Annotated in this window: 21 protein-coding genes, 3 tRNA genes and 1 rRNA gene; 6 read left to right on the top strand and 19 right to left on the bottom strand. The window is 41.3% G+C overall.

Annotated elements, in window-relative coordinates:
• From PMAL9190_RS19190 to rluD, 4 genes are all read right to left on the bottom strand, one after another.
• Positions 1-87, bottom strand: a 16S ribosomal RNA gene (locus PMAL9190_RS19190); the annotation flags it as partial.
• Positions 88-569: 482 nt separating this feature from the next.
• Positions 570-3,149 (bottom strand): ATP-dependent chaperone ClpB, encoded by a 2,580-nt coding sequence (gene clpB / locus PMAL9190_RS19185; RefSeq protein ID WP_087846880.1) that lies wholly within the window; start codon positions 3,147-3,149, stop codon positions 570-572.
• Positions 3,150-3,305: 156 nt separating this feature from the next.
• Positions 3,306-4,034: a peptidoglycan editing factor PgeF gene (gene pgeF, locus PMAL9190_RS19180; RefSeq protein ID WP_087846878.1), complete on the bottom strand. Its 729-nt coding sequence runs from the start codon at positions 4,032-4,034 to the stop codon at positions 3,306-3,308.
• Complete coding sequence (gene rluD, locus PMAL9190_RS19175; protein ID WP_087846876.1) at positions 4,034-5,008, bottom strand: 23S rRNA pseudouridine(1911/1915/1917) synthase RluD; 975 nt, start codon at positions 5,006-5,008, stop codon at positions 4,034-4,036. The genes pgeF and rluD overlap by 1 nt, the downstream gene beginning before the upstream one ends.
• Positions 5,009-5,180: 172 nt before the next feature.
• On the opposite strand from rluD, the gene bamD reads away from it, so the two are divergent.
• The 3 genes from bamD (at position 5,181) to pheA (ending at position 8,003) form a co-directional block, all read left to right on the top strand.
• Entirely contained in the window at positions 5,181-5,909 is a 729-nt protein-coding gene (bamD, locus tag PMAL9190_RS19170; protein WP_087846874.1) for an outer membrane protein assembly factor BamD, read from the top strand.
• A gap of 387 nt (positions 5,910-6,296) precedes the next feature.
• Positions 6,297-6,665 carry a ribosome hibernation-promoting factor, HPF/YfiA family gene (gene hpf, locus PMAL9190_RS19165; RefSeq protein ID WP_061000723.1) on the top strand — a complete coding sequence of 123 codons (369 nt, stop codon included), beginning with the start codon at positions 6,297-6,299 and terminating at the stop codon, positions 6,663-6,665.
• A 159-nt stretch (positions 6,666-6,824) separates the two neighbouring features.
• Complete coding sequence (pheA, locus tag PMAL9190_RS19160; protein WP_087846872.1) at positions 6,825-8,003, top strand: prephenate dehydratase; 1,179 nt, start codon at positions 6,825-6,827, stop codon at positions 8,001-8,003.
• 96 nt (positions 8,004-8,099) lie between these two features.
• Here the strand turns inward: pheA and tyrA are convergent, their stop codons facing one another.
• Positions 8,100-9,227 carry a bifunctional chorismate mutase/prephenate dehydrogenase gene (gene tyrA, locus PMAL9190_RS19155; RefSeq protein ID WP_087846882.1) on the bottom strand — a complete coding sequence of 376 codons (1,128 nt, stop codon included), beginning with the start codon at positions 9,225-9,227 and terminating at the stop codon, positions 8,100-8,102.
• A 47-nt stretch (positions 9,228-9,274) separates the two neighbouring features.
• Positions 9,275-10,345, bottom strand: a complete 1,071-nt coding sequence (locus PMAL9190_RS19150; RefSeq protein WP_087846870.1) for a 3-deoxy-7-phosphoheptulonate synthase — start codon at positions 10,343-10,345, stop codon at positions 9,275-9,277.
• A 366-nt stretch (positions 10,346-10,711) separates the two neighbouring features.
• Between PMAL9190_RS19150 and PMAL9190_RS19145 the strand changes: the two genes are divergently transcribed.
• Positions 10,712-12,205, top strand: coding sequence for a carbon starvation CstA family protein (locus PMAL9190_RS19145; RefSeq protein ID WP_087846868.1), 1,494 nt, complete (start codon positions 10,712-10,714; stop codon positions 12,203-12,205).
• 150 nt (positions 12,206-12,355) lie between these two features.
• On the opposite strand, the gene rplS is transcribed toward PMAL9190_RS19145, so the two are convergent.
• The 5 genes from rplS to ffh form a co-directional block, all read right to left on the bottom strand.
• Complete coding sequence (rplS, locus tag PMAL9190_RS19140) at positions 12,356-12,709, bottom strand: 50S ribosomal protein L19 (protein ID WP_036793356.1); 354 nt, start codon at positions 12,707-12,709, stop codon at positions 12,356-12,358.
• A 37-nt stretch (positions 12,710-12,746) separates the two neighbouring features.
• Entirely contained in the window at positions 12,747-13,493 is a 747-nt protein-coding gene (gene trmD / locus PMAL9190_RS19135) for a tRNA (guanosine(37)-N1)-methyltransferase TrmD (RefSeq protein WP_061000715.1), read from the bottom strand.
• Positions 13,494-13,521: 28 nt separating this feature from the next.
• Positions 13,522-14,055: a ribosome maturation factor RimM gene (gene rimM / locus PMAL9190_RS19130; protein ID WP_087846866.1), complete on the bottom strand. Its 534-nt coding sequence runs from the start codon at positions 14,053-14,055 to the stop codon at positions 13,522-13,524.
• Positions 14,056-14,084: 29 nt separating this feature from the next.
• The gene (rpsP, locus tag PMAL9190_RS19125; protein ID WP_061000710.1) at positions 14,085-14,336 is read right to left on the bottom strand and encodes a 30S ribosomal protein S16; all 252 of its coding nucleotides are present in this window, start codon (positions 14,334-14,336) and stop codon (positions 14,085-14,087) included.
• Positions 14,337-14,506: 170 nt separating this feature from the next.
• The gene (ffh, locus tag PMAL9190_RS19120) at positions 14,507-15,874 is read right to left on the bottom strand and encodes a signal recognition particle protein (protein ID WP_087846864.1); all 1,368 of its coding nucleotides are present in this window, start codon (positions 15,872-15,874) and stop codon (positions 14,507-14,509) included.
• Positions 15,875-16,083: 209 nt separating this feature from the next.
• Between ffh and PMAL9190_RS19115 the strand changes: the two genes are divergently transcribed.
• Both PMAL9190_RS19115 and PMAL9190_RS19110 read left to right on the top strand, forming a co-directional pair.
• The gene (locus PMAL9190_RS19115; RefSeq protein ID WP_087846862.1) at positions 16,084-16,881 is read left to right on the top strand and encodes a cytochrome C assembly family protein; all 798 of its coding nucleotides are present in this window, start codon (positions 16,084-16,086) and stop codon (positions 16,879-16,881) included.
• Positions 16,882-17,001: 120 nt separating this feature from the next.
• Positions 17,002-18,327: an HlyC/CorC family transporter gene (locus PMAL9190_RS19110; RefSeq protein WP_087846859.1), complete on the top strand. Its 1,326-nt coding sequence runs from the start codon at positions 17,002-17,004 to the stop codon at positions 18,325-18,327.
• Positions 18,328-18,405: 78 nt separating this feature from the next.
• Here the strand turns inward: PMAL9190_RS19110 and luxS are convergent, their stop codons facing one another.
• From luxS to PMAL9190_RS19070, 8 genes are all read right to left on the bottom strand, one after another.
• Positions 18,406-18,924, bottom strand: coding sequence for an S-ribosylhomocysteine lyase (gene luxS, locus PMAL9190_RS19105; RefSeq protein WP_087846857.1), 519 nt, complete (start codon positions 18,922-18,924; stop codon positions 18,406-18,408).
• Between the two features lie 71 nt (positions 18,925-18,995).
• Positions 18,996-19,601: a transglycosylase SLT domain-containing protein gene (locus PMAL9190_RS19100; protein WP_087846855.1), complete on the bottom strand. Its 606-nt coding sequence runs from the start codon at positions 19,599-19,601 to the stop codon at positions 18,996-18,998.
• An 81-nt stretch (positions 19,602-19,682) separates the two neighbouring features.
• Positions 19,683-21,269, bottom strand: a complete 1,587-nt coding sequence (gene gshA, locus PMAL9190_RS19095; protein ID WP_087846853.1) for a glutamate--cysteine ligase — start codon at positions 21,267-21,269, stop codon at positions 19,683-19,685.
• Positions 21,270-21,430: 161 nt separating this feature from the next.
• Positions 21,431-24,283, bottom strand: a complete 2,853-nt coding sequence (locus PMAL9190_RS19090; RefSeq protein WP_087846851.1) for a M16 family metallopeptidase — start codon at positions 24,281-24,283, stop codon at positions 21,431-21,433.
• 13 nt (positions 24,284-24,296) lie between these two features.
• Complete coding sequence (locus PMAL9190_RS19085; protein WP_087846849.1) at positions 24,297-24,743, bottom strand: YqaA family protein; 447 nt, start codon at positions 24,741-24,743, stop codon at positions 24,297-24,299.
• Positions 24,744-25,019: 276 nt separating this feature from the next.
• Positions 25,020-25,096, bottom strand: a tRNA-Arg gene (locus PMAL9190_RS19080).
• Positions 25,097-25,145: 49 nt separating this feature from the next.
• Positions 25,146-25,222, bottom strand: a tRNA-Arg gene (locus PMAL9190_RS19075).
• A 49-nt stretch (positions 25,223-25,271) separates the two neighbouring features.
• Positions 25,272-25,348: transfer RNA gene (locus tag PMAL9190_RS19070), tRNA-Arg, on the bottom strand.
• Between the last annotated feature and the right edge of the window lie 28 nt (positions 25,349-25,376).

The raw sequence follows: 25,376 nt of genomic DNA, 5'->3' as shown, positions 1-25,376 counted from the left end.
CAAGCTATCAATCTGTTACCGCTCGACTTGCATGTGTTAGGCCTGCCGCCAGCGTTCAATCTGAGCCATGATCAAACTCTTCAATTAAAGTTTTGTTGTTTCTTTCGAAACGGCTCAATGAATACTGTTAAAATATCGATTACTAGAAGCTAGTAATGATATTTGAATTGACTGTGCCAAATAATCCTTCTCTATAAAGAGAGGAGTTATTTGTATTGGTCACTAGTATCATTGATAAATCTTTCGACTTAACTATTCAACGAGTGCCCACACAGATTGCATGGTCAAATTGTTAAAGAACATCCTGACTTTCGGTAACTGCTTGCGCCGTTGTCCGTGTCAGTGAGGTCGCATTATAGGGAGATTTTATTGGCTGACAACCTTATTTTTATCATTTTTTATCGTTCGCTCAATCATTAACCCATAACTTCATTTTGTGACAAATAAAACAGCTTTCATTATTAATAATGGTGAGTTAAGCCGAATTTAACCCATAAAAAAACGCCTTAGCTTATTACTGCTAAGGCGTTTATTAACGATGCATAGGTTATTTCAAATGCTAGTGATAATTAATCTTGCTGAGTAACAATCTTATCGTCAACAACTGATAATACGATTGGTTTACCAGGCATAAACTTACCAGATAACAAATCTTGCGCTAACGGATTCTCAATGTACTGCTGTATTGCACGTTTTAATGGACGCGCACCAAACACAGGATCAAAACCTGCTTCTGAAATTAATTCTAACGCACTCTCCTGAACATCGAGCTGGAAATCTTTTTCTGCTAAACGTTTTTCTAAGCGTGCAATCTGAATTGAAGCAATGTGCTTAATGTTCTCTTTACCCAATGGGTGGAACACGACTGTTTCATCAACACGGTTAATAAACTCAGGTCGGAAATGTTGACCGACAACTTCCATTACTAATGCTTTAATACCTTCGTAGTCCAAATTACCGAAGTGCTCTTGAATACGATCAGAGCCTAGGTTCGAGGTCATAATGATCACGGTATTACGGAAATCAACCGTACGACCTTGGCCATCAGTTAGACGTCCATCATCCAATACCTGCAATAGGATATTAAATACATCAGGATGCGCTTTTTCTACTTCATCAAGTAAAATAACTGAATATGGACGACGACGAACCGCCTCGGTTAGATAGCCACCCTCTTCATAACCTACATAACCTGGAGGCGCACCGACCAAACGTGCCACTGAGTGTTTTTCCATAAACTCAGACATATCGATACGTACCATTGCATCTTCACTATCAAACATAAAATTCGCTAGTGACTTACACAATTCAGTTTTACCCACACCAGTTGGGCCTAAGAATAGGAATGAACCAATTGGACGTTGTGGATCAGATAAACCGGCACGACTACGACGAATAGCATTAGCTACCGCTTCAACAGCTTCTTCTTGACCAATAACACGGTTATGTAATTCGTCTTCCATGCGCAATAATTTATCACGCTCACCTTCAAGCATTTTCGCAACCGGAATACCTGTCGCTTTAGAAAGCACATCGGCAATTTCGACATCTGTTACTTTATTTTTAAGCAACGTCATATCTTGCATTTCAGCTTGAGCGGCTAAATCAAGTTGCTTTTCAAGTTCCGGAATACGACCGTACTGCAATTCTGACATCCGATTTAAATCACCCGCACGACGCGCGATTTCAACATCTGTACGCGCTTGCTCAAGCTCGGCTTTAATATGCTGCGTGCCTGACAATGAAGCCTTTTCTGCATTCCAAACCTCTTCAAGTTCAGAATATTCACGCTCTTTAATATCTAGCTCTTCAAGCAAGTTGCTTAGACGTTTTTGACTAGCATCATCACTTTCTTTTTCTAATGCTTGCTGTTCAATCTTTAATTGAATAATACGACGCTCTAAACGATCCATTGACTCTGGTTTAGAGTCAATCTGCATGCGAATACTTGAAGCGGCCTCATCGATCAAATCAATCGCTTTATCGGGCAGTTGACGATCTGAAATATAACGATGTGATAATGTCGCAGCAGCAACAATCGCAGGATCAGTGATCTCTACATGATGGTGAAGCTCATAACGCTCTTTTAAACCACGTAAAATAGCAATGGTATCTTCAACACTTGGCTCATCCACCAGCACTTTTTGGAAACGACGTTCTAATGCGGCATCTTTTTCTAAATATTCGCGATATTCATTTAAGGTTGTCGCACCAACGCAGTGCAGTTCACCACGAGCAAGTGCAGGCTTTAACATGTTGCCAGCATCCATTGAGCCTTCGCCTTTACCAGCGCCGACCATGGTATGGATTTCATCAATAAATAAAATGACACGACCATCTTCTTGAGATAGTTCGTTTAACACCGCTTTTAGACGTTCTTCAAATTCACCGCGGAATTTAGCACCAGCGATCAATGATCCCATATCTAATGACAGTACGCGTTTATCACGTAAACCTTCTGGCACTTCGCCATTAACAATACGCTGTGCTAAACCTTCAACAATCGCTGTTTTACCGACACCGGGTTCACCAATGATCACTGGGTTGTTTTTAGTACGGCGCTGCAATACTTGAATGGTACGGCGAATCTCATCATCACGACCAATCACAGGATCTAATCGACCTTGCTCTGCACGCTCGGTTAAATCAATGGTGTACTTGCTTAATGCTTGACGATTTTCTTCTGCGTTTTGGTCATCAACTTTCTGGCCACCACGAATTTGATCTATCGCTTTACCGATCTGATCAGCTTTTAAGCCAAGTTCACGTAACAAATCACCTAGCGGACCTTTATCGTTATCAACAGCGGCTAGAATAAATAATTCTGAGGATATGAATTTGTCATTACGTTTTTGTGCCAACTTATCGCACATATTCAGTAACGAGCCCATGCTATTTGATAGCTGAACCTCACCACCAATACCTGTCACTTTTGGAATACGCTCTAATATCTCACCCAAGCGTGAACGCAACTGAGTAGAATCTACATTCAAAAGGGTTAGTAAAGGGCGTACTGTACTGCCTTCTTGGTTTAATAACGCCACCATTAAATGAGCAGGCTCAATATATTGATGATCACGTCCTAGTGCCAATGACTGTGCATCAGAAATTGCAGCTTGGAATTTGCTAGTAAATCGGTCAAGACGCATAGGTCCCCCAATAATAAATTTAATAACCTGTTACTAGTTATATGGTAGTTAATGGGTGTTTTTCAAGGCTCTTAAATCGCAAAATAATGCTGCAAAAAAAGCGGGTATATTGTTCACCAATATACCCGCTCATTATTTATCATATTCACTGTAAAATTAACGCAACCAAATCAATGAAGCTTGGCGTCCAGTGACGGCTTGACGACGATAAGAATAAAATAACTGATCATTATTAAAGGTACAGTATTCACCACCGTAAATCGCGTCGATACCATGCTGTTGTAATCGCTGCCGCGCTAAAAGGTATAGATTAGCTAACCACTTATCACCATGAGCAACAAATGCATCTGCTGCTTTAGCATTTACATCAATAAACTGCTCACGCACTTCAGTACCAACTTCAAAAGCTGTTGGGCCAATTGCCGGTCCCATCCATGCCATTATATCAGCGGCAGGACAGGTAAACTTAGCAATCGCGTTATCAATAACTCCTGCAGCAAGTCCCCGCCACCCAGCATGAACAGCTGCCACTTCAGTACCTTGCTTATTACACAAGAGAACTGGCAAACAGTCAGCCGTCATGATGGCACAGGCTAAGCCAGGCACACGGGTAAAACTGCCATCAGCATCAACTACCTCAGTTAACGGCGCCGTTAAATCAATCACAATTGGACTGTGAATTTGATTTAACCATGCAGGCTCTGTCGTTAACCAACAGTGGTGTTTCAACAACTGGCGATTTGTTAGCACTGAACTGACATCATCCCCAACGTGCAACCCCAAATTAAGTGCATCATAGGGTGCTGAACTAACACCGCCAAAGCGCGTTGTACTGACCGTTAATACATTGTCTGGAGCTGGCCAGTTAGGAATAATGGTCTGCATTAATACATATCTTCGTTATTTTCAACGTTGTCTTTACGTAAAATATCAATCATCGCTACCATATCGTTAGGTAACGGTGCATGCCATTCCATTAACTCACCGGTAATTGGATGTGATAGACGTAACATACGTGCGTGCAATGCTTGACGATCAAATGAACGTAATGCGTGAATAAATTCAGGAGAGGCATTACGTGGCGGACGCGGACGACCACCGTAAATCACATCACCAATCAATGGATGGCTCATGTATGACATATGCACACGGATTTGGTGAGTACGACCGGTTTCTAGACGCAATACAATTCGTGTATGTTCACGGAAACGTTCCGCGACACGATAATGGGTGATCGCATCTTTACCTAATTCATGCACCGCCATACAAATACGCTTAGTTGCGTGACGACCAATAGGTTTTTCAATCGTACCGCCACCCGTCATTTGACCGATTGCAAGCGCTTCATATTCACGGGTGATTTTACGTTTTTGTAGTGCTCGCACTAAACGTGTTTGTGCTTGAATAGTTTTAGCGACTACCATTAAGCCAGTCGTATCTTTATCCAGACGGTGTACGATACCTGCACGTGGCACTTCCGCCAATGCAGGGTAATGGTGTAATAATGCATTTAGCACAGTACCATCTGGCGTACCCGCACCTGGGTGTACAACAAAATCACGGGGTTTGTTAATAACTAAAATATCATCATCGTCATAAACAATATCCAATGGCAGATCTTGTGCTATCCAGCGAACTTCATCTTCAATTTCAGCTTGAATGAACAGTTCTTCACCGCCCATCATTTTTGAACGAGGTTTATTGTCAATTTTACCGTTAACTGAAACCATGTCTTTAAGGATCCACTCTTTGATGCGAGAGCGGGAGTAATCGGGATATAATTCAGCAATAACCTGATCAAGGCGCTTGCCTAGTTGGCTTTCGCTAACTGTATTTGTTAATTCTATTTGCTGTGCCATAACGAACTTTTTTAAAAAGCGTGAGACTAATTGCCATACGCTGCGTAAAATGTACCAAGCTTAATAAAACGATGCTTGATGTAAACTAATATAATGTCATTGTATCTGTTAACGGCTCAGTCCGTAATGGATCGAGCAAAATAAAATTTTTATCAAGGAAACTGACGCCGTAATGAAACGCCTGACAATACCGACTTTACTTGCTGTAGCCTTGCTTTCAGGCTGTTCCAGTACTGAGAAAGTCATTCCTGATGTTCCACCATCAGACCTATATTCTACTGCCCAGCAAGCATTGCAGAGCGGTAATTGGAATAATGCCATCGAGCGCTTAGAAGCAATGGACTCTCGTTATCCATTTGGCGCTTACTCAGATCAAGTACAACTCGATTTGATCTATGCCTACTACAAAAATGATGATTTAGCGTTAGCACAAGCAACGATTGCACGCTTTTTACGCTTAAATCCAACTCATCCACAAGCGGATTGGGTTATCTATATGCGTGGCTTAACGCATATGGCACAAGATCGTAGCTTTATGCATGACATGTTCAATGTTGATCGTTTTGATCGTGATCCTACCCCTTCACGCCAAGCATTTAGCGATTTTAAATACTTACTAGAACGCTTCCCTGATAGTCAGTATGACGCAGATGCAAAAGCACGTATGGTATTTTTGAAAAATCAATTAGCTGAATATGATCTTGCTGTTGCTGATTTTTACATTCGCCGTGAAGCATGGATTGCAGCGATCAATCGTTGCCAACAAGTACAACGCCTATACCCAGACACCAGTGCTGCGCGTAAATCGTTACTACTTGAAAAAACGGCTTATCAAAAATTGAAATTGGATAAAGAAGTTTCACGTACTGAAGCTATGATTAAACTTAATCCAGTAAAATAACCCCTAAAAAAACAGTAATAAAAAATGGCAGCTCAATGAGCTGCCATTTTTTTAAATTCTGTTAACAATCAGCGTTAATTTTAGCGAGTCATTGCTTAGTGACAAAAAAACACTTGTGAACAAAAAACACTCAACAATTTGAAATAAAACGAATTAATTCCCTAGTTAGCACTAGCCACCAGCAATCAATATTATCCATACTGCCCTAACTTATCAGTAAACCTCAAGCATTTTTTAGAAACTTTTTTGCAACAAACCCACTCCGGTCACATTTTTTTTGCTCAAAAATGATTAACGATAATTGTGTGATTCAAATCACATTATAAGTTGGTATTTTTAGTAATCTGAACTTAACCCAACGAAGGGTAGCAAACGAGGAAGATAAATATGACATTAGAAATCACTGGTAAGAACATCGATATCACCCCGGCTATCCGTGAGCGTTTTGAATTTAAATTCAATAAGTTAGAAAAACTTCAAGTACCACTAATCAAAAAACATATTATGATTAGTAAAGAACCAAGCAAGCTATTTAAAATCGAAGCTTCTGTTAGCATTGCCGGCGGTCAACTTGTCGCCTCAGCAGAACATGAAGACTTGTTTGGTGCGATCACTGAACTTTACCAAAAGCTTGATCGCCAACTGAAGAAACAAGCTCACAAACCAAATTCACGCCGTGCTAGTCATAGTGAGAAACCAGTACAAGCTGAAGATACCACTGAATATGATGATGAAGTAGAGTTTGATGAAGCATAATCGTTAACGATTAAGAGGATTTAGAACAGCCCTGCTAAATGCAGGGCTGTTTGCTTTGTACTTGACAATAAAATCTCCCCTGCCTAATGTGGATTTCAATGCCAACATAATAATATGCCGCTTTCATGCTCAAGAGAGCCGATCATAATAGGGATCGCTATGACCGTTAACACACATGATTCATTGGATGATATTCGCCGCAATGTCACTCGTATTGACAATACACTCCTGGCTCTTTTAGCTGAACGTCGCACATTAAGCCTTGAAGTTGCTAAAAGTAAAATAAGTACCGCTAAACCGGTGCGCGATCAGGTTCGAGAACAAGCATTGTTATTACGCCTTATTGATACCGGTAAAGAGCATCAACTCGATCCACAATACGTTACTCAACTTTTTCATACCATCATTGAAGACTCGGTTCTATATCAACAAGCCTATTTGCAACGCTTGGTAAATCCCGAAAATGCCTTGCCCACCGCACGAGTCTCGTTTCTTGGTGCTAAGGGATCATACTCTCACCTTGCTAGTCGTAATTATTTCAGTCGTAAGCAAACCCAATTAGTTGAAATAAGTTGTAGCTCTTTTCGAGATATTATCAATGAAGTCGAGACTGGCCATGCTGATTACGGCGTATTACCGATAGAAAACACCAGCTCAGGCTCTATCAATGAAGTCTATGACTTACTGCAACACACCAGTTTATCGATTGTAGGTGAGATTACTCAACCGATAGAACACTGCTTATTAACTGCAGTTGATACCCAAGTCGAACAGATTGATACTCTTTACTCCCACCCACAACCTCACCAACAATGCAGTGAGTTCTTACATGGCATGGGGAAAATTAATCAGCAATATTGTTCAAGTACAGCTGATGCTATGCTCACCGTCGCAGAGCTTAAACAACCCAATGTTGCCGCCATTGGTAATGCATCAAGTGGCGAGATCTATGGCTTAACTCCGATAAAAACCAATATCGCCAATCAACAACAAAATTTTACCCGTTTTATTGTGGTTGCTCGCAAACCCGTAAGCGTGACTTCACTTATTCCAGCTAAAACGACCCTGATTATGTCAACCGCACAAACGGCAGGTTCATTAGTTGAATGTTTACTGGTACTACGCAACGCTAAAATTAATATGACCAAACTTGAATCTCGCCCAGTTATCGGTAACCCATGGGAAGAGATGTTTTATGTTGATGTAGAAATTAATTTAAAAGATCCACTGATGCAGCAAGTATTAGATGATCTCACTCGTTTAACCCGCTTTATTAAAGTATTAGGCTGTTACCCAAGTGAAAATGTCACCCCAACTGAGGTTGATTTCATCGGCTAAGACTTATTCAACATCGTTTTACTGGATAAAAAAAAGCCCGCGAACATTGCCTATTCGCGGGCTTATTAACATCTATTGTACTAAACAGTATGATGTTTATTTGCGTCGAGTCGAATCGTTCGCCTGTCTAAGTAGTCCCTGGCTCTCGACTAAAAAATGTTGAGCATAATCACCAAACCAATGCTCAACCTGACTAAACGCCTGCTTAAACGCTGTTTTATCTTGATGATCTAACATCTCAATTGCTTCCCCAAAACGTTGATGGAAACGTTTAATCATCGCTAAGTTTTGAGGTGCCGACATAATAATATCTGCATATAACTGCGCGTCTTGAGCAAACAAGCGTCCGACCATCGCTAATTCTAATCGGTAAATAGGCGAACTGAGCGACATCAGTTGGTCTATTTTAGGATCTTCTTCAGCCAGATGAACCCCATAAACAAATGACGTAAAATGGCGCAACGCTTGAATTAATGTCATTCCCTGATCATGTTCAATCGCACTAATACGATTTAATGATGCGCCCCAAATCTGAATCTGCTCTAGCAACCATTGGTAGCTTTCAGGGTTACGCCCATCACAGTAAACAACCACTTGCTTAGCTAAACTTGGAATATCAGGGCCAAACATTGGATGTAAACCAACAACAGGCCCAGAATGCACTTCTAACATTGCTTGCAAAGGGCCACTTTTGACTGACGTCAGATCGGTAAGGATACAGTCCTCAGGTAGTTGACCTAACTTAGCAATAATGGCTTCCGTCATATGAATTGGGACAGAAACAACCACCATTCCAGCATCATGTAAGATTTCATCAGCACGATGCCAATCATCACGGCCTAAAATACGCACCTGATAACCAGATAACTCAAACATCCGTTGAAATAATTGTCCTAATTGGCCATGACCACCAACAATCACAATCGGACGCAATTGCGGGTTAAGGCATTTAAAGCCTGAGTCATTCTCACTTGAATATGACTCACGCATGGTTCGCCGTAACACATCCTCAATAAGATCGGCTGGAACCCCTTTTGATTCCGCTTCTTGACGACGAGATGCCAACATTGCCGCTTCACGATCAGGGGCATAAATAGGTAATCCATGCTGGCTTTTAACCACCCCAACTTGTTCAACTAATGCTAAACGGCGAGCTAATAACTCCACCATTTGACGATCAACTTCGTCTATTTGATCTCTTAATAGGCTTAACTCAGCAACCATGACTTTTGACATCCGTATTTATCCCGTTGCAACTATAGTGCAAAGAGCTATTTAATTCTATTTTGTAAAAAAGGCACTAACTCTTGATGTGCTTGGCGTAATAGCTGTTCCGTGGTATCCCAACTAATACATGCATCCGTAATCGACACCCCATAAGCCATATCTTTTAATGGCAAATCGGCACTTTGGTTGCCCTCATTAAGGTGACTTTCAATCATTAAACCAATAATAGAACGATTACCTTCACGAATTTGATGAATAGCATCGGTTGCCACTAATGGCTGCCGACGATAATCTTTCAAAGAGTTAGCATGACTGCAGTCTATCATTAACGAAGGCATAAGACCTGCTGCTGTCATTTCGTTTTCACACTCAGCGACAGAAACAGAATCATAATTCGTCTGTTTACCACCCCGTAAAATAACATGGCCATCAGGGTTACCTTGAGTCGCTAATAAAGCCACTTGACCATCAGGGTTAATCCCCATGAATTTATGTCCAGAGGCCGCCGCTTGCATTGCATTAATCGCGGTCGCTAAACTGCCATCAGTACCATTTTTAAAACCGACAGGAACTGATAAGCCACTTGCCATTTCACGGTGCGTTTGTGACTCCGTGGTTCGTGCCCCAATCGCAGCCCAACTGAATAAATCACCTAAATATTGCGGACTAATCGGATCCAGTGCTTCCGTTGCAACCGGAATCCCCGCTTCAACCAAGTCAATTAATAACTGGCGTCCAATATGTAACCCTTCTTCAACTTCAAATGAGCCATCAAGATAAGGATCATTGATTAATCCTTTCCAACCCACTGTGGTACGTGGCTTTTCAAAATACACCCGCATCACAATATAAAGTTGATCATCAAGCTCAGCTGCAAGTCGTTTTAATTTTTCGGCATAGACTTTTGCCTGTTCAACATCATGAATTGAGCACGGTCCACATACAACTAATAAGCGATGATCACGTTGATGAATAATATTGGCAATGGTTTGACGAGATTGTTCAATAAAGGCCAGTGCTTCGTTAGAGGCTGCCATCTTTTTTTTCAATTGAGCGGGAGTAATAAGTACTGATTCTTCCGCAATATGAATATTATTTAAGCCATCTTTTTCCATGAGTCATCCCTGTAAGTAATAGATATTCTTCCACCAACATAACAATTGCAGCACCATCATTGCAACAACTTGTAAACATAAAATTCCATAAGTAAATATTTATTTACAGTAACGACAATCACAACACTAAGGCTAATAATAACTGGCTTATCGTAGCCCACAGGAAGAGCAACATACCTCAGCACCTATACCACATAAAAAATGTGCCTATGTTAACAGTTCTAGTAAAGTATCTTTAATGAATGTTAATGCATATCACATTCATTACATTATCTTAAGAAGCAAAAAAATGAAACCACTACACTAGCCGCCAACTGCAGTTATGCGATTTTTATTAAGTCACTACTTTAGATAGCGAGGATATATATGGCGTGGTTTTTACTCTGTGTTGCAGCCCTAATTGGCGGCTATTTTATTTATGGTAGCTTTATTGAAAAGGTATTTGGTGTTAATACCAACCGCCAAACCCCTGCCTATACTAAACAAGATGGTGTTGATTATGTTCCCATGTCTAACAATAAAGTCTACTTGGTACAACTATTAAATATTGCTGGCGTTGGACCGATCTTTGGTCCGATTATGGGCGCGCTATACGGCCCTGCAGCAATGTTATGGATTGTATTAGGCTGTATTTTTGCAGGTGCTGTCCATGATTACTTCTCGGGCATGCTCTCTGTTCGTAACGGTGGCGCTTCAGTACCGACACTCACTGGCCGCTACTTGGGTAACGGTGCAAAACACTTTATGAATATCTTTGCTATCGTACTGTTACTACTTGTTGGAGTGGTATTCGTATCAGCACCGGCAGGAATGATCACTAATCTCATCAATGATCAAACCAGCCTCAATGTCTCAATGACGACCATGGTCGTGATTATTTTTGGTTACTATATTTTAGCGACGATCGTGCCTGTAGATAAAATTATTGGGCGTTTTTATCCTTTCTTTGGCGCGCTACTGATTTTTATGTCTGTCGGCCTTATTACCGCGATTGGTATTTCAGATGAACACCAATTATTAGGTGGTTTTGAAATCAGTCACATGTTCACTAACATGAATCCTAATGACTTACCGTTATGGCCTGCACTGTTTATTACTATTGCTTGTGGCGCGATTTCAGGCTTTCACGCCACTCAATCACCGTTAATGGCACGTTGTATTGAGAATGAGAAAAATGGCCGTTTTATCTTTTATGGTGCCATGATTGGTGAAGGTATCATCGCTCTTATCTGGTGTGCGCTAGCATTATCATTCTTTGGCTCTATTGAAGCCTTATCTGCAGCGGTAGCCAATGGTGGTCCTGGTAATGTAGTTTATAGTTCGTCATTTGGACTATTAGGCGTCTTTGGTGGCATTATTGCGTTCCTTGGGGTGGTCATTCTACCGATTACTTCAGGCGATACCGCTTTCCGTTCAAGCCGTTTAATTTTGGCTGAATATTTCAATATGGATCAAAAGCCATTACGTAATCGCTTATTAATGGCAATGCCACTGTTTGTATTAGGCGCAATTTTAACTCAAGTCGATTTTGCCATTATTTGGCGTTACTTTGGCTTTGCTAACCAAACTACAGCCGTAATGATGTTATGGACAGCATCAGCTTATTTATTGCGTCTTGATAAATTACATTGGGTAGCCACCCTTCCGGCAATGTTTATGACCACGGTTTGTATCTGTTTTATTCTTAATAATGATCAACTCGGATTTGGCTTATCGATGACGGTCTCAACGGTTATCGCCATGATTGCAACCAGCGTTATCACGGTGATGATCATCAAAAAATCACAAGGTAAAGGCGTGATTGATATTGATGCTGATGAAATTGAGCCAACCAGCACCCCCTTATCATCAAAAAGCTGATATTCAGAGCGAATATACAGAATAAGTGCCTCAACAAAACCAGTGCTCGTCACTGGTTTTTTATTAGCTTAATTTATCGCTAATCTCTGATTTACAGCCAAAAAAAAGCCCACCATGAAGGTGGGCTTTTTGATAAACGTCAGACGCTTATTATTTCTTAGTAAGCTTCTCGCGGATACGTGCTGATTTACCAGAACGCTCACGTAGGTAGTACAACTTGGCACGACGTACTGCACCACGACGTTTAACAGTAATGCTGTCAACTACTGGAGAGTGAGTTTGGAACGCACGCTCAACGCCTTCACCGTTCGAGATTTTACGAACAGTAAATGCTGAATGTAGACCACGGTTACGGATTGCGATTACAACGCCTTCAAAAGCCTGTAGACGCTCACGATCACCTTCTTTTACCTTAACTTGAACAACAACAGTGTCACCTGGTGCGAAAGTTGGTAGGTCTGTTTTTAGCTGCTCTTGCTCAAGAGCTTTAATGATGTTACTCATTTGGTATATACCCTAGAATAAACTGATACTAATTTAATTAAATGCTTGCTTTATATTCGCGAATAAATTCCGCGAGCAAGAATTCCTGATCGTCAGTCAGAGCTAGGTTTTCCAGGAGCTCTGGTCTTCTCAGCCATGTACGGCCCAGCGATTGCTTTAATCGCCAGCGACTAATCTCTTTATGATTGCCAGACATTAATACCGCAGGTACTTCTTGTCCGTCCAACAATTCAGGTCTGGTGTAATGAGGACAATCTAACCAACCATTTGCAAAAGAATCTTCTTCTGCTGACGCAAAATCACCCAGTACCCCCGGTACAAACCGAACCACTGCATCAATTAACGTCATAGCTGGCAATTCGCCACCCGTTAACACAAAATCACCGATAGACCATTCTTCGTCTACCTCTTGTTGGATAATGCGCTCATCAACCCCTTCATAGCGACCACAAATAAGAATTAGATTCTCATTTTGAGCCAACTCCTCAACACCAGCTTGATCCAGCTTACGGCCTTGAGGTGAAAGGTAGATTACTTTAGCCGAACCTTTTGCAGACTTTTTAGCAGTATGAATGGCATCGCGCAAAGGCTGCACCATCATTAACATGCCCGGTCCACCACCATACGGTCGATCATCCACCGTACGATGTTTATCATGCGTAAAATCACGAGGATTCCACGTATCAACAGTCAAAAGGCCTTTTTTTACCGCCTGGCCTGTTACCCCAAAATTGGTAATGGAAGAGAACATGTCAGGAAAAAGACTGATTACTCCAACCCACATATGTCCACTCGCTTAATTTACCTAGAGGTTAAAAGTCAGGATCCCAGTCAACTTCGATCCGCTGAGCAGTGCGATCAATCAACTTGATGACCTGCTCATCGAGGAACGGAATTAAACGTTCCTTCTGCCCGAAAGCATCTTTAAGATTCGCCTTCACAACTAACACATCGTTTGAACCTGTTTCCAGGATATCAGTGACTTTACCTAGGTCGTAACCTTCGGTGGTGACAACTGACATACCAAACAACTCACGCCAGTAAAATTCTTCATCTGACAGAGCGGGTAGTTGATCAGCCAAAACTGCTACTTCAGCATTTGTGAAAACTTGAGCATCCTCGCGGATATCCATGCCTTCTAACTTAGCAACAAGACCTTGGCCGTGGCGTTTCCATGATTCAACACGGATTTCTTTCCACTCACCTTTGATTTTAATCATCCAAGGAGTGTAGGAAAAGATACTTTCAGATTGTTCGGTGTAGGAAAAAACTTTGAGCCAACCCTTGATACCGTAGGTGGCACCCAGTTTACCGACAATAATGTGGTCTTGGTCTTTTATACTCATCGTTTTTCTCTGTACCTAATTAGCACTAATTAAGCTGCAGTTTTAGCTGCGTCTTTGATTAGTTTAGCTACACGGTCAGTCGTAGATGCGCCTTGACCTAACCAGTGGTTTACGCGATCTAGATCTAAACGTAAACGCTCTTCTTGACCCTTAGCTAGTGGGTTGAAGAAACCGATTTGCTCGATGTTTGCGCCGTCACGTGGAGCACGTGAGTCAGCAACAACGATTTGATAGAATGGACGCTTCTTAGCGCCGTGACGTGCCAAACGAATGGTTACCATATCGTCCTCTTTGCATTACTGTAAAATAAATGACCTCGCTATAATAACGAGGTCCGTGCCAAAATAAAGCCTCGGAATTTTACCCTTTGGAGCGGCGAATGCAACTGCTTTAGTTACTTTTTCACCGTTTAAGTAGAATAAAAGCTTTAAAACCATTAAAAATCAGACCATTAGCGCCCTGGGAACATACCGCCGCCAGGCATCATGCCTTTCATTTGGCGCATCATATTCTTCATTCCGCCCTTTTGCATCTTTTTCATCATCTTTTGCATCTGGGTAAATTGCTTCAATAGACGATTAACATCTTGTACTTGAGTCCCCGAACCGGCAGCAATACGCTTCTTACGTGAGCCCTTTATAAGCTCTGGTCGAGCACGTTCACCCTTGGTCATTGAGTTAATGATAGCTTCCATTTGAACGAAGATTTTATCATCAACTTTATCTTTCATATCACCGGGTAATTGCGACATCCCTGGCAGCTTATCAAGCATACCCATCATGCCACCCATGTTTTTCATTTGCTGCAGCTGGCTGCGGAAATCTTCAAGATCAAAACCTTTTTTATCTTTAAATTTCTTGGCCAGTTTCTCTGCTTCTTTTTTATCAACGTTACGTTCTAGATCTTCGATCAACGATAAAACGTCGCCCATACCTAAAATACGCGAAGCAACACGATCTGGGTGGAATGGTTCTAGGGCATCGGTTTTTTCACCAATACCTAAAAATTTAATTGGTTTACCAGTAATGTGGCGTACAGATAACGCTGCACCACCACGCGCATCACCATCAACCTTAGTTAAGATAACACCGGTCAGTGGTAAGGCATCATTAAATGCTTTGGCTGTATTTGCCGCATCTTGACCTGTCATGGCATCAACCACGAACAGCGTTTCGACTGGATTTAATGCTTGATGGACGTCTTTAATTTCATCCATCATTTCTTCATCGACATGCAAACGACCTGCAGTATCGACAATCACAACATCATAGAACTTAGTTTTACCGTGTTCTAAGGCTGCTTTTACAATAGTTAATGGTTTTTGTTCAACCGTTGATGGAAAGAAATCCACACCGACATCAGCAGCTAGCGTTTCTAGCTGCTTGATTGCTGCAGGACGGTAAACGTCGGCAGAAACAACCAATACTTTCTTTTTATCACGCTCTTTTAATAGCTTACCTAGCTTACCAACACTGGTCGTTTTACCCGCACCTTGAAGGCCGGCCATTAAGATCACTGCCGGTGGTTGGCAACTTAAATCAAGCGCTTCATTACCTTCACCCATAACAGCTTCAAGCTCAGCTTGAACGATTTTAATAAACTCTTGGCCAGGGGTAAGGCTTTTTGATACTTCAGTACCAACAGCTCGCTCTTTGACGCGCTTAACAAATTCACGAACTACAGGTAACGCAACGTCGGCTTCGAGTAATGCCATCCGAACTTCACGCAAAGTATCCTTTATATTGTCATCCGTAAGACGACCACGGCCGCTGACATTTTTTAGCGTTCGCGATAAACGCTCGGTTAAATTTTCGAACATGTGGTGCTACTCGCTCGTTACGCAACTCAATCAAAAATTGCAAAATTATTAAAATTGCTACAAGTATACCGCAAAAAAGCTTGGTCTTTCATGTAAACCCACAGCTCTTTTTGGGATTACATTGGCGACGAAGGTTTGAGCAGGGTATAATTGCTGCTTCTAAATATTAAAAATAGCTATTCGTTACTAAAGGAGCTATCTGGTTGACTATGGACATGCTAATTGCCATTCCTGCAGTATGCTTTTATATCATTGCATTACTGCTTGTTGTCCCAGGGCTTACCAGCAATAACGGCATTAAAACCCAACCGGTGTTTATCTGTGCCATTATTGCTATTGCCTTACACTTGCTATTACTTAAGGATCTTATCTTTGGCGCATCAGGCCAAAACCTTAGCATCCTTAACGTTGCATCACTGATTAGCGTTATTGTTGCCTGTTTAACTACGTTTGCAATATTAAAAATGCGGATTTGGTTTCTATTACCCGTTGTTTATAGTTTCGCTGCGATTAACTTATTCGCCGCCACTATGCTACCGGGTGCTTTTATTACCCATTTAGAGGCACAACCGCAAGCATTAATCCATATTTCTCTGGCGTTGTTCTCATATTCAACCTTAATGATAGCGACGCTGTACGCGTTACAACTGGCTTGGCTTGATCATAAATTAAAGCGCAAAAAAAGCTTACAGATTAATCCTAACATTCCACCATTAATGATGGTAGAGCGCCAACTTTTCAAGATCATTATTGTTGGTTATGGTTTATTAACTGTCACTTTAATTAGCGGCTACTTTTTTATTGGTGACATTATAGCTCAAGGCAAAACCCATAAAGCGGTCTTATCCTTGCTTGCTTGGATAATTTACAGCGTATTGCTATGGGGTCATTACCGTCAAGGATGGCGTGGGCGTAAAGTGGTTTGGTTTAGCTTAGCCGGTGCATTTTTACTGACATTAGCCTATTTCGGTAGCCGTTTTGTCAAAGAAATTATCATTGGTAGCTAGTTAAGCTGCAACGACGAATTTTATTGCTACACTTGTTTTTATAATTACTACTGTTTTATACATTATTGTTAGTTATTCAATAACTAACAATACTTGCTTAATCTGTTAAGGACTGCCCCTTTGGACCAAATTTCCACAGGCTTATTATTTGCTTTACTCGCTCTTATGGTCATCATTTCAGCTTACTTCTCAAGCTCTGAAACCGGAATGATGACCCTCAATCGCTATAAGTTACGCCACCTTGCCAGCCAAGGCCATAAAGGGGCGCAACGGGTTGAGAAACTGCTTTCACGCACCGATCGTTTATTAGGCTTAATTCTGATCGGTAATAACTTAGTTAATATTGTAGCATCTGCAATTGCGACCATCATTGGTATGCGTCTCTATGGTGATGCGGGTGTGGCTATTGCAACCGCAGTATTAACGATTGTTATTTTAGTGTTTGCAGAAGTAACACCAAAAACCGTTGCCGCTCTGCATCCAGAAAAAATTTCTTACGCTAGCAGCGTATTACTGAATATTTTAATGAAATTACTCTATCCATTAGTGTGGTTTGTTAATGGTATAACAAATGGCTTCTTGTTTATTCTTGGAGTAAAAAAAGACACTGACAGCGCCTCAAATATTAACTCAGAAGAATTACGTACTATTGTTAATGAAGCAGGCTCACTGATCCCTCGTCGTCACCAAGATATGCTGCTCTCAATTCTTGATTTAGAAAATGTCACCGTTGAAGATCTTATGATTCCACGTAATGAAATTGCGGCTATCAATGTTAATGATGATTGGAAATCAATTGTGCGTCAGTTAAGTCACTCAGCGCATGGACGAATTGTGCTATATCGCGACAGCATTGATGAAGTGGTTGGTATGCTACGTGTACGCGAAGCTTACCGTTTAATGATGGATAAAAATGACTTTAGTAAAGAAAATTTACTTCGAGCTGCTGATGAAGTTTATTTCATTCCAGAAGGCACGCCATTAAATATTCAACTATTAAAATTTCAACGCAATAAAGAGCGTATTGGCTTAATTGTGGATGAGTACGGCGATATTCAAGGTTTGATCACTGTTGAAGATATTCTAGAAGAGATCGTGGGTGAATTTACCACTTCTATTGCGCCAACACTGGCAGAAGAAATTACTCAACAAAAAGACGGTAGCTTATTGATTGAAGGTAGTGCCAATATTCGTGATTTAAATAAGAGCTTGAATTGGCAGCTTCCCACTGATGGCCCACGCACATTAAACGGTTTTATTCTTGAGCACTTAGAATATATTCCAGAAGAAAAAGTTAAAGTCGATATTGATGGCCACAACATGGAAATCATTGATGTTGCAGATAATATGATCAAGTTGGTCAAAGTGTTACCCACTCACAGTGCCACTCAAGTTGATGCTGAAACTGACACCGAGCAAGCGCCTCAATCGTCAAGCACCCATTAACCAAAGATCTGCCTCAATAAAAAAAGCCACTCAGTGATTTTTACACTGAGTGGCTTTTTTTACACTTAAAGCAACGGCTTATTTAACCTGTAATTGCTGTAATATCGTATCAGGCAGCGCCAGAGCATCATTTTTATTAACCTCAATACCTGCAGCAATAATCGCTGAGGCAATCGCTTTGGCTTCATCAAGTGAGTGCATATTATAAGTGCCACATTGATATTCATTAAGTTCGGGGATCTGCGCTTGAGTTTCAACCGCTAATACATCTGTCATTGCCGCTAACCAAGCGCTGGCAACCTGTTGTTCTGTCGGTGAACCAATTAAACTCATATAGAAACCAGTACGGCAGCCCATTGGTGAAATATCAATAATTTCGACCGTGTCAGAGTTTAAATGCTGGCGCATAAACCCAGCATACAAATGTTCTAAAGTATGAATACCACGCTCGCTGAGAATTTCAGCATTAGGGCGACAAAAGCGCAAATCAAACACGGTAATTGTGTCACCACTAGGGGTTTGCATGGTCTTTGCGATCCTGACTGCTGGTGCATGCATTTTGGTGTGATCGACAGTAAAGCTATCAAGTAATGGCATTGCTTACTTCTCCTTGTCTAAATAAAAATAACACCTAGCACTTCCGTTCTATAGTGCTACTTAAAACTAACCTACCACCAACTGTTATTGGCATCGAGCTCTTTTCGGCATTGCTTTAACTGCCAGCCGTAATTTTTCGATTGCTGCTCAACCTTACGTGCTACTTTCATCAGCCACGGTTTACGACGATAGGTACCGCGCTTATAACCACCACGTCCATCGTGATAGGCTAGATATTGAGCATAGGCATTCCATTTAGAAATACCTAATTGACGCTGGGTTTCATGGGTATACCAACCAATAAACTGCATCGCATCGCCAAAGTCACTGCGTGAGCCACCATGGCCGGTATGCTTTTGAAAGTCAGACCATGCTGGATCTTGCGCCTGTGCATAACCATAAGCACTACTTACTCGTCCCCATGGAATAAAGCCCAACATATAATCTTTCGGTGGTAGCGCATCGTGACGAAAACTACTCTCTTGCTTCATAATCGCCATCGCAACATTTATCGGCGTGCCCCATTTTTGCTGCATAGCAACTGCATCTTCATACCAATCTGGGTATTGCCTAAATATGCTGCATAAATTTGATTGATTGCTTGGTGGCGGTGTTGCACAACCACTGACAATCACAGTTACAACAGTCAGCATCAACAACCGTACACGTAATCGCATTATTGTTCCTGTCTTATAACAATGAATATAGATCAAAAAAAAAGCTGACACTTAACAGCGCCAGCTTCATACCATAACTTATTAGCTGAGGGTTGGAATCTCCACATCAACATCAGCAAAATAGTCAGCGAGAAAATCATCAAATGATAATGTATCACTTTGTTCTATTTGACGTTGCTTGATCACTGAGGCTGCTACTTCTTGCTCAAACGTTGCTTGATCATAAAAACGGAAATCTTGCTGAGCCAATTGTTTTGCATGCTCAGTCGCATAATGATCACCCACAGCGCCAATTCCTTGGTAGGCTTTAATTTGTTCAAGCAATTTAGCTGAAAACGTCAACTGTGGATCGTTGATCCAGCTTAGTAAACGCTGGCAGGTTTGCTGATATTTACTGTCGCCATGAAGCTTATCCATGGTGATGGCAACCTGCTCAAGCTCTGCAAACACACGTTGACCCCATGTTTTTAGCAGTAACTCTTCACCATCACAGCCAATTTTTAGCTCCAACTGTGGATTACGGCCATCAACAACCACTTTATTCCAATTATCACGCCAACACGCTAATTCACAATCAGTCATCTCAGGTGATGGCGTTAATACCGCCCAAGTTAAGAACAAATCAAGAAAACGTACTTGGTCTTCATCGATACCAATAGGGCTAAATGGATTAACGTCTAATGAGCGCACCTCAATATATTCTACTCCTGCACGTTTTAATGCTTCTGATGGTTTTTCACCACTTTTAGCAACACGTTTAGGTCTTATTGGTGCATAAAGTTCGTTTTCAATCTGTAACACATTACTATTAAGCTGTTGACGTTTACCATCAACAATCACACCTAATTTCGCAAACTCTGCTGATGGAGTATGAATTGCGCTATTTAGCCCAGTAAGGTATTGCTCAATATTATTGAACCCAATTTTTAGCGAGCTTTGCGCATTATTGGTATAACCTAAATCACTCAATCGCAGTGCTGTTGCATTCTCTAAAAAGTAAGTTCCTTTACCTACTTTTTCAAAAGAATCTTTCAAGGCTTCGTTTTGAATAAATGACCCACATAATGCTGGAGATGAACCAAACAAATATGGAATTAGCCATCCGAAACGGTAATAGTTTCGAATTAATGCGAAATAGGCGTCAGATACTGAATCTTGGCGCTGTAACTCCGTTTGCTCACCAAACAAGCCATTCCAAAATGCATCTGGAAATGAAAAGTTAAAGTGTACGCCAGAAATAATCTGCATCACGCTACCGTAACGACGCTTTAGTCCTTCACGATACAAGGTTTTCATACGACCAGTATTAGAGCTACCATATTGTGCTAACTCAATATCGTTCTGATCACCAACAAAACATGGCATAGACATCGGCCATAAGCGCTCGCCAGCCATATGGCTTAAAGAAAACTTATGGATATCGTCTAATTGTGCAAGTAGATCATCAACATCACGTGAAACTGGGGTAATAAACTCTAACAATGATTCAGCAAAGTCAGTAGTGATCCACTTGTTGGTTAGCGCTGAACCTAAAGCACTTGGATGTGGTAATGAAGATACTTTTAAATCTTCTGTTATGCGCAAAGACTCACGCTCAAGACCGCGCCCTAACAGTGTTAAGGCTTCTGGGTTATTAGCAACCTGTTGCAACCTTTCGGAAAAAGTCATGAAGGCCATACTCATTTTTATCCAATTGAAGAAAACAGGGTAATCATTATTAACCACGATTACCATGCTTTATAGTATTAATAATTGTGAAACATAGTTACTACACAGTAACAGCCATTACTTAATAAAAGCTGTTACTGTGATAAGTATTTACTGATTCTTTACTGATTCAGTACTAATTGATGAACAGGTAACCCCAAGGTTTTTAATTGCGGTAATAATGTCTTTGCATCACCGACAATAATGATTTGATAATCTTGTGGGTTAAACCACTTCTGCGCCAAATTATCCATTTCTGCTTTGGTTATTGTCGCCACAATATGATTGCGTTGAGCCACAAAATTAGGCGCTAAGTTATAGCTTAAAATAGTACCGAGTAACGCCGCTTTTTTAGATGGCGTTTCATAGCTTAACGCATCTTGCTGACCGACGGCTAACCGCATAAATTTCACTTCTTTAGCCGTTAATCCACTCTTGCTAATGCGCTTTAATTCAGCCATAAATTCTTTTATCGCAGCTAAAGTAGCATTAGCGCGTACCTGCGCATAGAAACTTGCCATGCCAATTTCACGGCCTCCGGTTAAATAACCGCCCGCACCATAGGTATAGCCTTTATCTTCACGTAAGTTTAAATTTAAACGACTATTAAAATTACCCGCTAAATTAAAGTTCGCAAGTTGCGTTTTAAATAATTCTCCTGTTGCGTCATAGGCCATCCCTTGACGTACTAAGCGCACCACTGTTTGCGGCGCATGAGGCTTATTGACTAACCAGATAGCTTGTTGTGATAACGTCGGCAATGTCGGTGTAATTAATGCTGGTTTAGGCGCTCCCTGCCAAGCAGCTAATGGCGCGAGATCCGTGTGTAAGTTAACTTGTTTAATATCACCTACCACCACAATATCTGCACCATTTGGAGTGTAATAACGCTGATAAAATCGCTTAACATCTTGCAATGTAATCGCGCTAATAGACGCCTGAGTACCTTCTGCTGGACGACTAAATACAGTGCCTTTAAACAACACATCACGGGTCGCTTGATTGGCTAACCATTCTGCACTTTGATGTTCATAAACAATGCCTTCTAACATTTGTTTTTTCAAACGCTTGAAATCAGACTCTGTAAATTTAGGCTGTAATAATCGCTGCTCAAATAATGCTAATGTTTGTGGTAAATTTTTGGTCAGCGTCGTTAATGAGATGGTCGAGTTATACAGTCCTGCATTGACGGTAATATGACTCCCCAAAGTATCTAACTTAGATGCCATCTGCTCTGCAGTTAATTTAGCAGTACCTTCATTCATCATCGCAGCAGTAAGTTGTGCTAATCCCGCTTTGCCTTCAGGCTCAACTCGACGCCCAGCTGGTACACTTAACTGCAAAGTAATGGTTGGTGTTTCTTTGTATTCTGTACCAATCACTTTAATACCATTAGCTAACGTAAATTCATATAAGCTTGGCATTAACGCTTTCACAGGTGTTGACGCTTTTGGCATTACACTACGATCAAAGTTATCAGTAATATTACGATAAGCTAAATCTTTTTCAGCAATTTTGTGGTGAGCTGGTAAATGACGCGGCGCGGGCGTAAAGTTTGGCTGTGCAGCTTCTAACTTTAACTCCCCTTTGGGTACCACACTTAAACTCACACTTGGCTGTTGATATAAATATTTATTGTAAGCGGCCATCACACTATTGGTCGTGACACGATTAACGTTAGCTAGCTCAGTAGGTAAATAATTAGGATCACCAAAAAAGGTCTGATAAGCCGCAAGCTGTGAAACTTTACCTGCTACGCTTTGCAAACCATAAATCGCACTTGCTGCAGCTGACCCTTTGATCTCATCTAATTGCTGCTGATTAATACCTTGGGTTTTAATACCATTAACCACCGCCATCACTTTAGTGCGCAGCTGCTTTAAATTGCCCTGATTGCCACTAGGTGCCATCGCATAGACATACATAGTACAAGCTAATTCAGCACAATCTTGAAACGCCCCAGCATCGACAGCTGCGCCAGTTTTGACCAACTTTTGATACAATAAGCTATTAGTACCGCTGCCAAGAATATGCCCAAGCATATCCAATGATGATTGATCTTTTGCCCCCAGATAAGCCGTTGGCCAAGCCATCATTAGCATTGGTTGCTGAATATTATCTTGTAGAGTAATAAAGCGATTATGGCTGATTTTAGCTGGCTGCTTAGGGGCATTTTTCACTTCAGGACCACGTGGAATCGTTCCGAAGTATTTATTGATCCATGCCAGTGTCTCGGCTTTATTGATATCACCGCCAATGGTTAACGTCGCATTATTAGGCCCATACCAACGCAGGAAAAAGGCTTTAAGATCGTTAACATCAACGCGATCAAGATCTTCAACATAACCAATAGTTTGCCATGAATATGGGTGGCTACGTGGGTACAGCGCTTCAGCCATCTTCTCATAAATCATACCATAAGGACGATTTTCAAAATTTTGCGCACGCTCATTTTTAACCGTTGAACGCTGAATTTCAAATTTACGCTGTGATACAGCATCCAATAAGAACCCCATTCGATCAGCTTCTAACCACAATACTTTTTGAAGTTGATTAGCTGGGACCGTTTCATAATAATTGGTGCGATCGCGGTTAGTACTGCCATTTAAATTACCGCCCGCTTCTGTGATCAATTTGAAATGCTGCTGATCACCTACATGCTTTGAGCCTTGAAACATCATATGTTCAAAGAAATGGGCAAAGCCAGATTTTCCCTGCTGCTCGCGTGCTGAACCAACATGATAAGTGACATCAACATTCACTAACGGATCAGAATCATCCGGCGACAAAATAACCGTTAATCCATTAGCTAATTGATATTTACTGTAAGGTATTACCGCTTTACCAGGCACCGCTTTTACCTGCTCGATAAACTTAACCCCTTGCGGTAAGTTATCATTTACAGAGCTATGTTCACTCCATTGACTACAACCCGCTAATGATAGCAATGCAGCACTTAAGACCCACTTTTGCACGTTAATACATTCCTTACACTGATAATCCAGGAAATAGCCCTAGCACAATCACAGCTAGAGCAATATAGCGTATCATTTTCCCAATAAAAATAGTGACCGCACACCACCAAAAACGCATGCGTAACCACCCAGCCGCTAAGCATAATGGATCACCAATAATTGGCATCCAGCTTAATAATAAGCTCCAGTAACCGTATTTCTTTAGCCATAATAATGCTTTATTGCTGTGCTTATTATCTGCCGTTTTATTTGGCAACAATAAACCAAGCCAGTAATTAGTCAGCCCACCAAGGGTATTACCGATTGTCACCACCGCGACAATTTGCCAAACCGGGTTATCCCCCATTTTTAAAGCGGCAATTAAATTAGCTTCTGAACCACCGGGTAATAATGTCGCGCTTAAAAAACCAGTCGCAAACAGTACCCATAATCCAAGATCACCATTGATTAATTCTGTCATCAAGCTGTTATCTCATAAGTTGATGCTTTAAATACATAATGCAGCTCGAAACCTTAGCTACAACAGTACAAATTATTTGGTTTTGATAATAATACGATGCCTATTAATAGTCTGTTATTTAATCATTAATTAGCACCGATAATAGTGGCGCAAGGCAGTTAACTACAGCTTAGTGATGCGATAAACAGCAGGATGATGATCAAACAACGCAGAAATAGTATCGAGACTAAAATGAGGGTATAAAAAAAGCCCAGCCTAAGCTGAGCTTTTAAATAATGGTGCGCGCGGGAGGATTCGAACCTCCGACCGCCTGGTTCGTAGCCAGGTACTCTATCCAGCTGAGCTACGCGCGCACTAAATCGGTGTAACAGCAACAAGCATGAGGCTTATCACTTTAAATAATGGTGCGCGCGGGAGGATTCGAACCTCCGACCGCCTGGTTCGTAGCCAGGTACTCTATCCAGCTGAGCTACGCGCGCACTAAATCGGTGTAACAGCAACAAGCATGAGGCTCATCACTTTAAATAATGGTGCGCGCGGGAGGATTCGAACCTCCGACCGCCTGGTTCGTAGCCAGGTACTCTATCCAGCTGAGCTACGCGCGCACTAAATCGGTGTAACAGTAACAAGCAT

The organism is Photobacterium malacitanum (genome assembly GCF_900185615.1).
In the GTDB taxonomy this organism is placed as follows: domain Bacteria; phylum Pseudomonadota; class Gammaproteobacteria; order Enterobacterales; family Vibrionaceae; genus Photobacterium; species Photobacterium malacitanum.
This window is presented reverse-complemented; position numbering and strand designations above follow the sequence as displayed.